The sequence below is a fragment of the Streptomyces sp. NPDC004609 genome, assembly GCF_042873655.1.
Classification (GTDB): Bacteria; Actinomycetota; Actinomycetes; order Streptomycetales; family Streptomycetaceae; genus Streptomyces.
This window is the reverse complement of the sequence record NZ_JBIALS010000037.1, coordinates 13,666-28,240: the sequence shown is the minus strand read 5'-3', so window position 1 is coordinate 28,240 and position 14,575 is coordinate 13,666. Positions and strand designations below refer to the sequence as shown.

General features: G+C 71.5%; 18 protein-coding genes. 15 read left to right on the top strand and 3 right to left on the bottom strand.

Features of this window, described 5'->3' with window-relative positions; all coding sequences use genetic code 11:
- Positions 1-269: 269 nt before the first annotated feature.
- The 4 genes from ACFYT4_RS29240 (at position 270) to ACFYT4_RS29225 (ending at position 2,066) form a co-directional block, all read left to right on the top strand.
- Positions 270-353, top strand: a complete 84-nt coding sequence (locus ACFYT4_RS29240) for a putative leader peptide (protein WP_350807544.1) — start codon at positions 270-272, stop codon at positions 351-353.
- 170 nt (positions 354-523) lie between these two features.
- Complete coding sequence (locus tag ACFYT4_RS29235; RefSeq protein ID WP_389275439.1) at positions 524-1,369, top strand: sulfurtransferase; 846 nt, start codon at positions 524-526, stop codon at positions 1,367-1,369.
- A 30-nt stretch (positions 1,370-1,399) separates the two neighbouring features.
- Positions 1,400-1,687 (top strand): DUF1416 domain-containing protein, encoded by a 288-nt coding sequence (locus ACFYT4_RS29230; RefSeq protein ID WP_338671897.1) that lies wholly within the window; start codon positions 1,400-1,402, stop codon positions 1,685-1,687.
- A gap of 121 nt (positions 1,688-1,808) precedes the next feature.
- Complete coding sequence (locus ACFYT4_RS29225; RefSeq protein ID WP_389275436.1) at positions 1,809-2,066, top strand: DUF3099 domain-containing protein; 258 nt, start codon at positions 1,809-1,811, stop codon at positions 2,064-2,066.
- A 387-nt stretch (positions 2,067-2,453) separates the two neighbouring features.
- On the opposite strand, the gene ACFYT4_RS29220 is transcribed toward ACFYT4_RS29225, so the two are convergent.
- Complete coding sequence (locus ACFYT4_RS29220; RefSeq protein ID WP_389275433.1) at positions 2,454-2,816, bottom strand: DsrE family protein; 363 nt, start codon at positions 2,814-2,816, stop codon at positions 2,454-2,456.
- A gap of 105 nt (positions 2,817-2,921) precedes the next feature.
- Between ACFYT4_RS29220 and ACFYT4_RS29215 the strand changes: the two genes are divergently transcribed.
- The 6 genes from ACFYT4_RS29215 (at position 2,922) to ACFYT4_RS29190 (ending at position 8,514) form a co-directional block, all read left to right on the top strand.
- Positions 2,922-4,313 (top strand): hypothetical protein, encoded by a 1,392-nt coding sequence (locus ACFYT4_RS29215; RefSeq protein ID WP_389275430.1) that lies wholly within the window; start codon positions 2,922-2,924, stop codon positions 4,311-4,313.
- The gene (locus tag ACFYT4_RS29210) at positions 4,310-5,071 is read left to right on the top strand and encodes a hypothetical protein (protein ID WP_389275427.1); all 762 of its coding nucleotides are present in this window, start codon (positions 4,310-4,312) and stop codon (positions 5,069-5,071) included. The genes ACFYT4_RS29215 and ACFYT4_RS29210 overlap by 4 nt, the downstream gene beginning before the upstream one ends.
- Positions 5,068-6,015 (top strand): hypothetical protein, encoded by a 948-nt coding sequence (locus tag ACFYT4_RS29205; protein WP_389275424.1) that lies wholly within the window; start codon positions 5,068-5,070, stop codon positions 6,013-6,015. Before ACFYT4_RS29210 ends, ACFYT4_RS29205 begins: the two co-directional genes overlap by 4 nt.
- 328 nt (positions 6,016-6,343) lie before the next feature.
- Positions 6,344-6,916, top strand: coding sequence for an FABP family protein (locus tag ACFYT4_RS29200; protein WP_389275421.1), 573 nt, complete (start codon positions 6,344-6,346; stop codon positions 6,914-6,916).
- Between the two features lie 29 nt (positions 6,917-6,945).
- Positions 6,946-7,530, top strand: a complete 585-nt coding sequence (locus ACFYT4_RS29195) for a Fur family transcriptional regulator (protein ID WP_389275419.1) — start codon at positions 6,946-6,948, stop codon at positions 7,528-7,530.
- Positions 7,531-7,539: 9 nt separating this feature from the next.
- The gene (locus tag ACFYT4_RS29190) at positions 7,540-8,514 is read left to right on the top strand and encodes a YgfZ/GcvT domain-containing protein (protein ID WP_389275416.1); all 975 of its coding nucleotides are present in this window, start codon (positions 7,540-7,542) and stop codon (positions 8,512-8,514) included.
- 249 nt (positions 8,515-8,763) lie between these two features.
- On the opposite strand, the gene dtd is transcribed toward ACFYT4_RS29190, so the two are convergent.
- Positions 8,764-9,201: a D-aminoacyl-tRNA deacylase gene (dtd, locus tag ACFYT4_RS29185; protein ID WP_389275413.1), complete on the bottom strand. Its 438-nt coding sequence runs from the start codon at positions 9,199-9,201 to the stop codon at positions 8,764-8,766.
- 146 nt (positions 9,202-9,347) lie between these two features.
- On the opposite strand from dtd, the gene ACFYT4_RS29180 reads away from it, so the two are divergent.
- The 3 genes from ACFYT4_RS29180 (at position 9,348) to ACFYT4_RS29170 (ending at position 12,281) form a co-directional block, all read left to right on the top strand.
- Positions 9,348-9,989, top strand: a complete 642-nt coding sequence (locus ACFYT4_RS29180) for an ABC transporter substrate-binding protein (protein WP_389275410.1) — start codon at positions 9,348-9,350, stop codon at positions 9,987-9,989.
- Between the two features lie 65 nt (positions 9,990-10,054).
- Positions 10,055-11,011: an asparaginase gene (locus ACFYT4_RS29175; protein WP_389275407.1), complete on the top strand. Its 957-nt coding sequence runs from the start codon at positions 10,055-10,057 to the stop codon at positions 11,009-11,011.
- Between the two features lie 25 nt (positions 11,012-11,036).
- Entirely contained in the window at positions 11,037-12,281 is a 1,245-nt protein-coding gene (locus tag ACFYT4_RS29170; protein ID WP_389275404.1) for a GNAT family N-acetyltransferase, read from the top strand.
- Positions 12,282-12,317: 36 nt separating this feature from the next.
- Here ACFYT4_RS29170 and ACFYT4_RS29165 read toward each other — a convergent pair whose 3' ends face one another.
- Positions 12,318-12,485: a hypothetical protein gene (locus ACFYT4_RS29165; protein ID WP_389275401.1), complete on the bottom strand. Its 168-nt coding sequence runs from the start codon at positions 12,483-12,485 to the stop codon at positions 12,318-12,320.
- A gap of 226 nt (positions 12,486-12,711) precedes the next feature.
- Between ACFYT4_RS29165 and ACFYT4_RS29160 the strand changes: the two genes are divergently transcribed.
- A complete protein-coding gene (locus ACFYT4_RS29160; protein WP_389275398.1) occupies positions 12,712-13,596 on the top strand; it encodes a GntR family transcriptional regulator in 885 nt (294 codons plus the stop codon).
- A 124-nt stretch (positions 13,597-13,720) separates the two neighbouring features.
- Positions 13,721-14,479 (top strand): HAD family hydrolase, encoded by a 759-nt coding sequence (locus ACFYT4_RS29155; protein ID WP_389275395.1) that lies wholly within the window; start codon positions 13,721-13,723, stop codon positions 14,477-14,479.
- Positions 14,480-14,575 lie beyond the last annotated feature (96 nt).

Genomic DNA, 14,575 nt, shown 5'->3' with positions numbered 1-14,575 from the left:
ACGGCCGGTCGGCGGCGCTCGGACGGCCTCGGGAACACGGTGTGTGACGGGCAGTCGCCCCTCGGTCGATCCGCGGGGCGGCAGCCGGAACGCATGGCCGGATGGTGAGACGGGCCCGTCCGCAGGGTAGGAGCACGAGGAGCCCGAAGGGCCGCGCGGGCCCCGGCGGGGACCTCGCACCCTCCACTCGTATCGCATGGCGGACGATCGTGTCTCAATATGCGACACAACGGTGACATTGCGGCCGACTCGTCCCTACGATCGGACGCATGAAGCAGCGACAGGCGGATCTCACGAAGCGGCGGGCAGTAGACCTGTGCCGCGTCGCCGCCATGCTCTGTCGCGCCGTCTGAGCGGGAGCCCCGCTCCCGTATCCCCTGGCCCGTCGACCACCGATCAGGGCCGCCCCGTGCGGTACACCGCCCTTCCGCGTACGTGCACCACCGCCCGCGTGACCCCGCGAACCGCACCGCACAGCTCTCCCGTTCCACACCGCCGCACACTGCCCCGGAGGAGAAACACAATGAGCCGCAGCGACGTCCTGGTAGACGCCGACTGGGTGGAGTCCCACATCGACGACCCGCAGGTCGCGATCGTCGAGGTCGACGAGGACACGTCCGCCTACGACAAGAACCACATCAAGAACGCGATCCGGATCGACTGGACCAAGGACCTCCAGGACCCGGTCCGCCGCGACTTCATCGACCAGGAGGGCTTCGAGAAGCTCCTGTCGGCCAAGGGCATCGCGAACGACACCACGGTCGTTCTCTACGGCGGCAACAACAACTGGTTCGCCTCCTACGCGTACTGGTACTTCAAGCTGTACGGCCACGAGAGCGTCAAGCTCCTCGACGGCGGCCGCAAGAAGTGGGAGCTGGACTCCCGCGACCTCGTCGACGGCGCCCAGGTGCCGAACCGCCCGGCCACCGACTACAAGGCCAAGCCGCAGGACGCCTCGATCCGCGCCTTCCGCGACGAGGTCGTCGCCTCCATCGGCGCGCAGAACCTGGTCGACGTGCGCTCGCCCGACGAGTTCAGCGGCAAGCTGCTCGCCCCGGCGCACCTCCCGCAGGAGCAGTCGCAGCGCCCCGGCCACATCCCGACCTCCCGCAACATCCCGTGGTCGAAGAACGCCAACGACGACGGCACCTTCAAGTCGGACGACGCCCTCAAGGCGCTGTACACCGACGAGCAGGTCGACCTGTCGAAGGACACCATCGTCCTGTGCCGTATCGGCGAGCGCTCGGCCCTGACCTGGTTCGTGCTGCACGAGCTGCTCGGTGTCGACAACGTCAAGAACTACGACGGCTCCTGGACCGAGTACGGCTCCCTCGTCGGCGTTCCGATCGAGCTCGGCGCCCCCAAGTAATCCCGACCAACGGACTTTTGGAGTAACAGCATGTGTGGAGCGCAGGTCGGGGGCCCCGACGCCTCGACGATCAAGCCCGGTGAGACGACCATCCAGGGCCAGGTGACCCGCGACGGCGAGCCCGTCACCGGTTACGTCCGTCTGCTGGACTCGACCGGCGAGTTCACCGCCGAGGTCCCGACCTCGGCGACCGGACAGTTCCGCTTCTACGCGGCCGAGGGCACCTGGACCGTACGCGCCCTGGTGCCCGGCGGCACCGCGGACCGCACGGTCGTCGCGCAGACGGGCGGCCTCGCCGAGGTCGCGATCGCGGTCTGAGCGACCGCTCTTCCGCAGACCGGCCGAAGGGCCGCACCCCCGGGGGTTGGACGCCACTGGGATCGGGGTGCGGCCCTCCGGTCGTCTGTCCGCGAGGGCCCTTCCGCCGTACCCTGGAAGCATGTACGCACAACGGCGGCGTGCCTATTTCCTGCTCATGGGCGGGTGCATCTTCCTCTTTGTCTCCGCCTGGGCGGTCGTACGGCTCTGGTCGGTCCCGGCGGCGATCGCGATGTGTGTGGTCGCCATGGTCATCCCGCCGATCGCGGCGATGGTGGCGAACCACCGGGGCCCGGAGGACCGCTGGTGGGACGATCCGTCCGGAGACCGCCAGTCGGACGAGTGGTGGGACGAACTCGACGGCAAACGCCGGCGGTGATTCCGTCCGGCCTGTACGGAACAGACGCCGTACGGACTCGTCTGCGCACGGGCTTCCCCGGTCGGTCCCCCCTACCGCGGGTCCGCTCATCTGCTTCCCTGCCCACCGGGCTCCCGGGCCCGTCCATACTGCCGACCCGTCCCGGCGCCTCGTCCGTGCACCCGCTTCCTGGTCCGTTCCGGTGGCTGGTCCGCGTACAGGTATCCCGCCCGGTCCGTCCCCGGCGGCGGGCTGCCTACCCGCGCCCCGGTCCCTTCCCGGCGGCGGTAACCTGCCCGCGCGCCCGGACGGCCGACGCGCGCCCGGTCGGCAGGCGCCGTCCCGGCCGTCCACCCGCGCCGGTTCATCCGCGGATCGTGCCCCGCGCGGTAGCGCCTTCGCGTGGGCTCAGTAGACGAGAGCCTGGACGCCGTCGGCCATGATCTCGCTCACGAAGACCTGAGCCCCCGCGATCCGTACACCGTCGAGCACGTCCTTCTCCGTGATGTCCCGGCGCGCGGCGCACTGGGTGCACAGCGTGACCTGCCCCGCCGCCTGGATCGACTCGATCAGATCGGGCAGCGGCGCGGCATGCGGCAGCGCGAACTCCGCCGCCCGCCCCGGCAGCGCGAACCACGACGACTCACCGGTCAGCCAGAGCGACACCTCCACTCCACTGGCGGCGGCGACGGCCGCCACGGTGAATGCCTGCGAGCACCGCTCGGGCGCGTCTGCCCCGGCGGTCACCTTGATCACGAGCTTCTTGGCCATGACCGAACTGTAATGCGGGCCTCTGCAACCCCATGCGTCACCCATGAGTCTGCTGTGTACATGCGACCAACGGACATCGCTGGTCAGGTCTCGTGGGGGGACCCCTTGGACAAGTTGGACAAGCAGGAAACACCGGCGGGACAGCCGGAGGACGAGAGGCCGTCGGTACCCGGTCAGGCACCCGCCCCGGAGCAACCGACCGCCGTGGGGACACCGCCGCCCGTGCCCGTGCCGCGCGAGCCGGCCACCGGGCACCCGCAGGACGCGGGACGGGAGCCCGCCGCCGGGCCGGAACCCGAGCCGGGCGCAGCCGGACCGGAGCCCGTATCACCCGCCGAGCCGCCGTCGGTAGCCGAGCCCCCGTCGCCCGCCGCCGATGCAGACGCGGCCGCCGAGCAGGAGGTTGCCGCCGCGCCGGAGTCGGACACCGAGCCCGGGACGACCGCAGGATCGAAGCCCGCGTCGCCCGCCGCGTCGCAGCCCGCCGCCGAGCCCGAGCCGGTCGCTGCCTCCGCGCCGCCGCAGCCCGTCGCCGGTACGGACACCGCCGCCGCGCCCCGGCCGGTCGCCGACTCCGTGCCGCAGCCCGTCGCCGAGCCCGAGCCGGTCGCCGCCTCCGCCGCCCCGCCCGCGCCCGTACCGGTCGCCCCCGTGGCGGAACTCGGACCGCAGGCCACGCCGACACCCGCGCCCGCGCCGCCGCCCGCGGCACCACCGGTCGCCGCGGTCACGGAACCCGGACCACAGGTCCCGCCCGCGCCCGCGCGGACCCGGCGGCGGGGGGCGACCGCGCTTCTCATCGCCGTGGCGGCCGTCATCGGCGTCGTCGCCGGAACCGCCGTCGGCTACGGCGTCCAGGCCGAGCGCGAGCCGACCCCGCTGCCCGCCCTGAGCGCGCGGAACCTCACGTACCCGGCGAAGCCGCTCGCGGACGACAAGCGCCGCGCACCGCTCTCCGCCGCCGAGGACCGCCAGGTCAGGACGGACGGCGATCTGCGGAAGCTGTTGCTGCCCAAGCCCCCGGGCGAGCGCGTGTCGGACAAGAAGTGGCGGAACGGCGCGTGGGTCGACCCTCCCGCGTTCGTCATGTACTTCGACGATCCGAGCTACATGCTCGGCGAGCTTCTGGAGGACGACATCCGCCGGATCGCGGGCACCGAGTGGAAGACGGGCAACCGGGAGACCCAGCTGTACCTCGTGCAGTTCCGTGGAGCCCGAGGCGCCCAGGAGTTCATCGCCGGCCAGCAGAGCTACATGGGCGAGGACTACGAGGAGTCGTCCGGCGCGGGCAACGAGGGCGACCCCGTCAAGGGCAGCGGCAACGGCCGGTATTACCTGTACGAGGTCCAGAGGGAGGCGGGCTATCTGCCGTTCTACCGGGCCCGTGCCCTCGTCCAGCGCGGTGACATCGCGATCGTCATCGACGTCTACGGCGCCAAGGCCATCAGCAAGAAGACCATCCGCACCCTGGCCGAGCGACAGCTGGAGCGCCTGTGAAGACCGCACTGATCCGCCGGGCGCTCGGCGGGGCGCTGGTGCTGGGGACCGTCGCCGGCGGCCTCGGCTACACCGCCGCGACCGTCGACGGCGCCGACCGCACCGCGCCCACCACGACCTGGGGCAAGCCGGCGGGCGCGCCCGCCGAGGACCCCGCCGGGGATGTCGGCCGGGGCCGGGCCTCGACCCCGCTCGGCAAGCTCCTCCTGCCGGTGCCGGAGAACTACCGCCTGGGCCCGGACAGGGAGCTGTACGGCAACGACCAGGAGCTGACCGGCAAGCAGGCCGCCGCCGTGATGAAGGACGAGGGCCGGGGGCTCACCGGCGAGAAGCGCCGTGAGTTCGAGAAGATCATCGACCGTCTCGGTGTGCGGGGCATCGCCTCGCGTACCTACGCCCTCTTCGACAACACGCTTGTCGTGCAGGTGGAGGTCGCCCGGATGAAGAGCGGGAAGGACGTCCGGACCCTCTACGACTTCAAGGCCGGGCTGTCGGAGCTGGTGGGGCTGAAGAAGGGCCCGAAGATCGAGGGCCACAAGAAGGCCGCCTGCTTCATGCTCCCGATGGACCATCCGGACGAGGACCGGAACGAGGACGGAGAGGACACCGGGGTCGACAGGATGACGTGCACGGCGTACGTGTCCGACATGCTGGTGTCCGTCTCCGCGTACGGCTCCCGGCCGTTCGACAAGTCCGCCGCCACCTCACTCGTGAAGCGGCAGCTCGACCACCTCACCTCTCCGGGGGAGTACGTATGACCGAGCAGACCGCCTCCCGGCCCGCCCCGCAGGCACCGGAGCCGGAGCCGAAGACCGCGCCGACGCCCGTTACGCCGGTGGCCCCGGGCGAACCGGCGGCCCGGGCCGAAGACCCGCCCGAGGTCCTGACGCCGCACGACCCCTCACACGCGGCCTCGCACGACTCCTCACACGCGGCGCCCCCCGCGCGGGACCGGCGGGTCCTGCGGGCCGTGGGCCGCTGGAGCGCCGCCGTGCTCGTGTGCGTCGGGCTCGGCGCGGGCACCGCGTACGGGATCACCTCCATGGAGCGCACCGACGTCCCCGGTCTCGCCACGGAGAGCGACGGCCGCTGGGACTACCCCCGGCTGTCGCTGCCCGCGCTCCCCGAGGGCAGCCCGCGTCCCTTCAGCAAGGGCAACGAGGAGGAGACCCACCACGCCGATCTGCGAGACCTCCTGCTGCCCGCGCCCGAGGGCGCCCGCGCGGACAAGAAGCTCGACGGCGGCTGGACGACGATCGAGCGGTTCGGGTCCGAGTACGCCGAGGAGAGCCGGGCCGACGTCCGGCAGGCGCTCACCGATGTCGCCGTACGGCATATCGCGGCCCGTGGCTGGACCATGCCGGACGGCACGGTCTCCCGTGTCTATCTGCTCCGGCTCGACTCCGTGGACTCGGCGGACGGCTTCGTGCGTACGGACCTCGGGGCCAGACTGGACCCCGGACTCGCGCTCACGGGCATGCCGGAGGGCGAAGTGGACCCCGACTGGCAGACTTCGGGCGGCTCCGAGTCGACCAACTCGTACGTCTACCGGGAGACCGGGGACCCGGGCCCGCTCCACACCCGCCAGGCGTACATCCTCGCGGGCGACACCGTCGCCCTCGTGGTCCACGAGAAGAAGGGCGGGTCGGCCGCCGTGCCCTTCCACCAGACCGTGGCCCTCCAGAATCAGCTCCTGAGCTGATCCCGGGCCGCGCGGACCGATCGCGGGGCGAGCGCGCGGACCGATCCCGGGCCGGGCCGCGCGGACGGCCACGACCCACCTCACACCGGTCTCCGGGCCCCACCCATTAGGCTGGGGCCCGGACTCCGGTTCACCGTGTCGCCCACCGCTCATCCGAGGAGCACCCCGTGCTTGAGGCATTCTTCGAAGCCCTGCTGGTCCTGGTCTGCATCGGCGTCGCCGCCTTCGCCGTGCTGACCGTGAAGAAGCTGTACCAGGGCCAGCGCTGATCCAGGCCCGTACTCCACGCCCGGCACACACGCCCCCGCACAGATAGCTGTAGCCGCTCATGATCGAGATCCCGTCCGACCTGAACCCGGACCTCGTCCCCCTCGCGTTCCTCCTCGGCACCTGGGAGGGCGCGGGCGTATCGGACTTCCCGGACGCCGAGAAGTGCAACTTCGGGCAGTCGGTCACCTTCCGCCACGACGGCAGGGACTTCCTGGAGTACGCCTCGCACACCTGGGTCCTCGACGCCGAGGGCAACAAGGTCAGGCCGCTGGAGAGCGAGCACGGCTACTGGCGCGTCGACAAGGACCGCAAGGTCGAGGCCGTCATGGTCCGTGACCAGGGCATCGTCGAGATCTGGTACGGCGAGCTGGCCGACCAGAAGCCCCAGATCGACCTGGTGACGGACGCCGTCGCGCGGACCGCCGCCGCCGGCCCGTACAGCGGTGGCAAGCGACTCTACGGCTATGTGAAGGGCGATCTGATGTGGGTGGGCGAGAAGGCCACCCCCGAGGTCGAGCTGCGGCCGTACATGTCGGCGCATCTGAAGAAGGTCGTCACGCCCGAGCAGGTCGAGGCATGGGCCAAGGACCTCGGGGACCTTCCCGACGACGGAATCACGTTCTTCACGTAGGGGCCCCGCCCCCTGCCTACACTGGGGGCGTGGTGAGCACCGACTGGAAGAGCGATCTGCGGCAGCGCGGCTACCGGCTGACCCCGCAGCGGCAGCTTGTCCTCGAAGCCGTCGACACCCTGGAGCACGCGACACCCGACGACATCCTCTCCGAGGTGCGCAGGACCGCCTCCGGGGTGAACATCTCCACCGTCTACCGGACCCTGGAGCTGCTGGAGGAGCTGGGGCTGGTCTCGCACGCCCACCTCGGGCACGGGGCGCCCACCTACCACCTCGCCGACCGGCACCACCACATCCATCTGGTCTGCCGGGACTGTACGCAGGTGATCGAGGCGGATGTCGAGATCGCGGCCGGGTTCACCGCGAAGCTGCGGGACGCCTTCGGGTTCGAGACGGACATGAAGCACTTCGCGATCTTCGGCCGCTGCGAGCGGTGCGCGGCGGGCGCGGGCGCCCCTGCCGGAGCGGCCTCCCGGCCCTCCCCGACGGCCGGGCCCTCCGCGTCCGCGGCACCCCGGCCGTCGTCCCCGTCGCCGTCGTCGCGGGCGTCCGGCGCGGGCGGAACCGGGGCGACCCGGCAGCCTTCCGCTGAGGCTTCAACTACCGAGTCGTAGGCTTTTCCCATGGCCACTGTGAAGAGCCCACTGCTGTCCCTGCCCGGCGCCGTCCCCGCCGAAGGCGCCGACGAAGGCGTCGCCGCGCACTACGGCGACATCTTCCGTGAACAGCGTGCCCTCGCGGACGGCAAGGGCCTCGTCGACCTCTCCCACCGCGGTGTCCTCACCGTCACCGGGGACGACCGGCTGAGCTGGCTGCATCTCCTGGTCACCCAGCATGTGAGCGAACTGCCGGCCGGGGAGGCCACCGACGCGCTGATCCTCTCCGCGCACGGCCATATCGAGCACGCGCTCTATCTCGTCGACGACGGCGAGACGCTCTGGGCCCATGTCGAGCCGGGCACCCGGCACGCGGTGACCGAGTACCTGGACTCGATGAAGTTCTTCTACCGGGTGGAGGTCGCCGACCGCACCGACGACTTCGCGATGGTCTTCCTGCCCGCGGGCTCCATCGCCGAGGTCCCGGACGGTGTGGTCGTACGGGAGACCCCGTACGGCCGCGATCTGTTCCTGCCGCGCGCGGACCTCGACGCGTACGCGGCGCAGAACGGTCCGGTCGCGGGGATCCTGGCGTACGAGGCCCTGCGGGTCGAGGACCACCGTCCCCGCGTCGGTTTCGAGACCGATCACCGCACGATCCCGCACGAGCTGGGACTGATCGGCTCGGCGGTCCACCTCCAGAAGGGCTGCTACCGGGGCCAGGAGACCGTGGCCCGCGTCGAGAACCTGGGGAAGCCGCCGCGCCGGCTGGTCTTCCTGCACCTGGACGGCAGCGAGGTGCATCTGCCGCCGCCCGGTACTCCGGTCCGGCTCGCCTCGGACGGCGAGGACGGCCGCAAGCTGGGCTTCGTCACCACCTCCGCCCGCCACCACGAGCTGGGGCCGATCGCGCTCGCCCTGGTCAAGCGGAACGTGCCGGTGGACGCGCCGCTGATGGCGGGGGACACCGCGGCGTCCCAGGAGACGGTGGTCGAGCCGTAGCCGCCCGGCCCGTGTGCCCGGGCCGGAACCCGTACAGCCTCCCGAGCCCCGGCCCGTGAGCCCCGGGCCCGGAACGTACAGCCCGTGAGCCCCGGCCTGGAACGTACAGCCCGTGAGCCCCGGGCCCGGAACGTACAGCCCGTGAGCCCCGGGCCCGGAACGTACAGCCCGTGAGCCCCGGCCTGGAACGCACAGCCCGTGAGCCCGGCCCCCGGTCCGTGCAGCTCCCCGGGCCCGGCCCGTGGCGCCCTACACCTCGATCAGTACCGTGAACGGGCCCTGGTTCGTCAGCGAGACCCGCATGCTCGCGCCGAACCGGCCCGTCTCCACCCGCGCCCCCAGCGCCCGCAGCCGGGCCACCACCTCGTCGACCAGGGGCTCGGCCACCGGGCCGGGCGCAGCCGCGTTCCACGTGGGGCGCCGGCCCTTCCGGGCGTCCCCGTAGAGAGTGAACTGCGAAATCACCAACAAGGGGGCATTTACGTCCGAGCAGGATTTCTCACCCTCCAGGACGCGCAGCGACCAGAGCTTGCGGGCCAGCCGGTCCGCCTGCTCGGGAGTGTCCTCATGAGTGACTCCCACCAGCACACACAGTCCCTCGCCGATGATCTCGCCGACCGTCCGCGATCCGGACTCGTCCGTGACGGCGACGCTCGCGCCGTCGATCCTCTGCACCACTGCACGCATACAGCCCAACCTATCTGGGGCTGAACGGGTGCAGAGCACCTGCGTGGGACGGTTGTGGAGTGGCACGATGCACAGAGGCGGTGCAGCCCCCGGTCCTCCGGGCCTGGGGAGCCCCGTGCACCGGTCGAGGGGACGGACATACGCATATGAGCACATCTGGCACCGGGCATACGGCTGAAAGCGCGCCGGCCGGGATCGTGACGACAGCAGCGATGGCCGCCCCCGTGCAGGCGGCCGGCCAGGCCGGCCGCCCACCCCAGCAGCGCACCGCGGACAGCCACCGCGCCGCGGACACCTTTCCCGACCCTCCGCAGTACGACCTGCCGGAGCTGCGCCTGGCGGAGCTGCGGACCCTGCGCCGGGACTCCCAGCGCGACGAGGCGGACCTCAGCTATGTGCGGCGGCTGCTCCAGGGCCGGATCGACATCCTGCGGGCCGAGCTGGCACGCCGTACGGACCCGGAGACACCGGTCGTGGACCGGCTGTCGGAGATCCTGGCGGACACGCCCTCGCGGCACCGCACCTCCGCCCGCCATGTGACCGTGTCCACCCCGCACGGCGAGGAGTACCGGCGGCTGGCCGCCGACATGCTCGCCGATGTGGAGCTGTCCGACCTCGCCGCGCGTACGGACGACGAGCTGCACGCGGCGATGGGACGGCTCGTCGGCTACGAGCAGCAGGTCTCGGGGCGCCGGCAGCTGCTCCAGCGCACCGCCGACGACTGCAGCGCCGAGATCGCCCGCAGGTACCGTGAGGGAGAAGCACAAGTAGACGACCTGCTCACCTGAGGCGCGTCCGGGGCGATCCTCCGGCACTGTTCTCACCGGCGGGTTCCCGCCCCGGAAGGCCGCCCATGAACACCACCGCGCCGATATCGCCCGTCCTCGCCGAGGTCGTACGGTCCGGTTTCACCGAGGGCCACCACCGCGGGGCGCTGGTCGTCCTGGCGCCCGACGGCAGTGTGGAGCGGGCGCTCGGCGATGTGACCGCGCCGGTCTTCCCGCGCTCCAGCAACAAGCCGCTGCAGGCCGCGGCCGTTCTGCGGGCCGGGCTCGGCCTCGCGGGCGAACGGCTGGCACTGGCCGCCGCGAGCCACTCCGGGGAGGACTTCCACCTCGATCTCGTCCGCACGATGCTCGCCGAGCACGGGCTGAGCGCCGCCGAACTGCGCACCCCGCCGGATCTGCCGCTGGACCCGGCGGAGGCGGAGGCGTATCTCGCGGCGGGCGGGGTCCGGGACCCCGTCGCCATGAACTGCTCCGGCAAGCACACGGCGATGCTGGCGGCCTGCGCCCTCAACGACTGGGACCGGACTTCCTATCTCGATCCCGCCCACCCCCTCCAGCGCCTCGTCCGGGAGGTCGTCGAGGAGGCGTCGGGCGAACGGGTCGCGGCGGTCGGCACCGACGGCTGCGGGGCGCCGCTGATGGCGATCAGCCTGACGGGGCTGGCGCGGGCGTTCCGCTCGCTCGTGCTGGCCGCCCCCGGCACCGACGGGCGGCGGGTGGCGGACGCGATGCGCGCGCACCCCGAGTATGTGGCGGGTACCCGCCGCGCCGACACCTGGCTGATGCGCGAGGTGCCCGGGACGCTCTCCAAGATGGGCGCGGAGGCCGTGCAGGCGGTGGCGCTCGCGGACGGCCGTGCCCTCGCCTTCAAGGTCGACGACGGCGCCGTGCGGGCGCTCGGCCCGGTGCTGGGGCGGGCGCTGGAGCTGATGGGCGTGCGCGCCCCGGTCGTGGCGAGGATCCGCAGTGCGCCGCTGCTCGGGGGCGCCGCGGAGGTCGGGAAAATCCGGGCGACTTTCTGACACCCCGATGCTTAGCGTGGCCCGTATGAGCCTGGAAACCCGTACCGTCTCGGCGGCCGACTACCCCGACTGGCTGCGCGCCCTGTCCACCGGCTTCCTGCTGGCGCCGACCCTCTCCGAGGGGGAGGCCGAGGCGCGTTCGGCGGGCCTCGATCTGTCCCGTGCCTCCGGGGTCTACGACAAGGGCCGCTGTGTGGCGACGTACCGTTCGTTCGACCAGCGGCTCACCGTCCCCGGCGGCGCGGCCGTCGAGGCGAACGCCGTCACCAGCGTCACCGTCACCGCCACCCACCGCCGCCGAGGCATCCTCAACCGGCTGATGACCGCCGATCTGCGCGGGGCACGGCAGCGCGGTGACGCGGTGGCGACGCTGATCTCCGCGGAGTACCCGATCTACGGGCGGTTCGGCTTCGGCCCGGCGACCTGGACGACCGAGTGGGCCGTCGACGTCCCGCGCGCCGGTCTCGACCACCGCCGGTCCGGTCAGCCGGACGGTGGCCGTATCGACCTCGCCGACCTCGCGGAGATACGGAAGGCGGGCCCCGGGCTCCACACCCGTCTCACGGCCCTCCAGCCCGGCGCGGTGAGCCGGGACGAGCGCTGGTGGCGACTGAGCACGGGGGCGATGACGTTCCCGAACCGGCCCTGGACGGAGCCGTTCCACGCGGTCTACCGCTCGGCGTCCGGCGAGGTCGAGGGCCTTGCCGTCTACCGGGTCGACGACAAGTGGGGCGATGCCAAGCAGCCGCTGAACACGGCGACGGTCAGCGATCTGCTGGCGCTGACGCCGGCCGCCGAGCGCGCGCTGTGGCGGTTCCTCTGCTCGATCGACTGGATCACCACCCTCCGGACCGGCTACCGCGCCCCGGACGACCTCCTCCCCGATCTGCTCCCCGATCCCCGGGCCGCGCGGGCGGTGACCCACGCGGACTTCCTGTGGGTGCGGATCCTGGACGTCGCCCGCTCCCTGGAGGCGCGTGCGTACGGCACCGCCGAGACCCTCGTCCTGGACCTCCGGGACTCCCTCGGTCTGGCCTCCGGCCGCTTCCGACTGGAGACCGGCCCGGACGGCGCCTCCTGCACCCCGACATCCAAGTCACCGGATCTGACGCTGGACGTACGGGAGCTGGGGGCGCTCTATCTGGGTGACGCGTCGCCGGTCCGGCTGGCGGCCCTCGGCACCCTGGAGGAGAACCGGCCGGGAGCGGTCTCGACGGCGGAACGGGTGTTCCGGACACCGAGGCGGCCCTGGTGCCCCGACATCTTCTGACCCCTTCCGATCTCTTCCGGCCTCTTCCGAGACCGGTCAGGTTCCCGCCGACACGGCCGGGGCGATCAGCAGGGCGCCGCCGATGCCGGCGCAGGTGGCGTTCTCGGACTTGATACCGACGGCGAGCAGAGCCAGTCCCAGTCCGGCCATGAAGCCGAACCGCATCTGCACGTACTGCTCAACGACAAGGGCGATCAGGGGCACGGCGATCCCTCCTCATGGTGGGGAGTGGAACGGCAGGGGACGCGGGTCGGAACCGCGCCGGGTACCCCGTACGACATTGGACGGGGAGCAATGAGTTGTGCGGTGACACATCGGCAGATCAGCCAAGTGGCGACCAACTCTAATGAAGTTGTCCCCACTTGGTTGAGATTTATAAACAACTTGCATACATCTCCCGGAAAGTGGCCCGGAGTTGTAGCGTGCTGTTGTGACCTCTGAGCACCGTGCAGTGAACGGCACCAGGAAGCCCTCGCCGACCGAGGTGGCGGGCATCCTGCGCGACCGCATCCGCGCGGGCGAGCTGAGGGGCGGCTCGCGGATGCCGACCCAGAACAACCTGGCCGACGAGTTCGGTGTCGAGCGCCGGACGATCCGCCAGGCGCTGGAGCTGCTGCGCGACGACGGCCTGATCACCGCCGCCGTGAAGGGCGCGCCGGCCCGGGTGGTGTCCTCGCCCGGCAAGGACACCGCGGTGGAGGGGCCGCAGCTCACGGACGCCGGGCTCGGGCCGCGGATCCTGGAGGCGTTCCAGTCGCCGGACGTCCGCGTGGACGCGGTGTGCCTGACGTCGGAGTCCCTCAATCTGGCGCTCGCCGAGCCGCTGACGCTGATCCGGACGGGGCGTCTGAGTCCCCGGAGCGTCAAGGTTCGGATCCTGCTGCCGTCGCGCGATCTGGCGATGGCGTTCCCCCGCGCCGTCGAGGAGTCGGGCGACGACCGGGGCGTGCACCAGCACTGGCTGTCGCTGCGCAACAGCCACGGCAAGGTGCTGGTGAGCAGCTTCGAGGCGCTGCGCACCGTCCGCGGGCTGGATGTGGAAGTGACCCTGAAGGCCCTTCCGTTCACCCCGCCGTTCAAGGTCTATCTGCTGAACGGGGCCACCGCGCTCTTCGCGTACTACACCGTGGAGAAGCGCGAGGAGCGCATCGACGGCACCCTCACCACGATCTACGACACCCTCGGCGGCAACTCGAAGCTGTTCCGCTTCATCCGGGGCACGGGGGCGCGCGACGATGCCTATGTGACGGAGTCGCAGGAGTGGTTCGACAGCCTCTGGGGCACGCTCGCCATGGACATTACCCTCGGCAGCTGACCGGTACCGCTCCGGTGAGCGCTCCCGCGCCTCCGTAACTGTTCGGCCACCGACGGCTGTTGCGGGGCAGTATGGGGAGTCACGGCACCGGCAAACCGACCTCTGCCCCGACGGACGGAGCGATGTGGCTTCCTCGCACCCGACCGCAGTACTCGGCCTCTTCGCCGGTGCCAAGTCCGTGCTGTTCGACTTCGACGGGCCCATCTGCCATCTTTTCGAACGGCATCCGGCGCCCAGGATCGCCGCCGAGCTGAGGGACTGGGCCCGGCTGAATCTCCCCGACGGTCTGCCCGCGGTGCCGTCCGCGTCCTTCCACGATCCGCTCGCACTGCTGCGGGCCGCCGCCGCCCGGCACCCGGAGAGCGAACTGGTGAGCCGGATGGAGTCCCGCCTCACCTCCCACGAGCGGCGCGCGGCCGGGATCGCCGATCCGACTCCCGGCGCCGACCAGCTGATACGGCGGCTGGACGAGGCGGGCTACCAGCTGGCGGTCACGACGAACAACTCGCCCGACTCGGTGCGGATCTATCTGGACCGCATGGCGCTGACCCGCCACTTCGGCGAGCGGCGCATCCACGGCCGTACGGGGGATCTGACCCTGATGAAGCCGAACCCGGCCTGTCTGAGGCGGGCCCTGGCCGAGACCGGCTCGACTCCCGCCGAGTCCCTGATGATCGGGGACTCGGCGGCGGACTGTCAGGCCGCCGCCCGGATCGGAGTGCCCTTCCTCGGCTACGCCCGCAACGAGCCCAAGTGGCGCCAGCTCATCGAGGCCGGTGCGACCGAGATCGTCTCCTCGATCAGCGAGCTGCTGCCGGTGCTCGACGACCTGGAGTCGGTGGCCCCGCCGAGCGACCGGCCAAGTACATCCAAGTTTCTCTGAGTTGGCTGGACCTGTGCAAGGGCTGTCGAGTGCTGTCCGGCTGCTGTAGGTTTGCGACACCGATGCTCCCCATATCGGCGACATCACCGAAAAGAG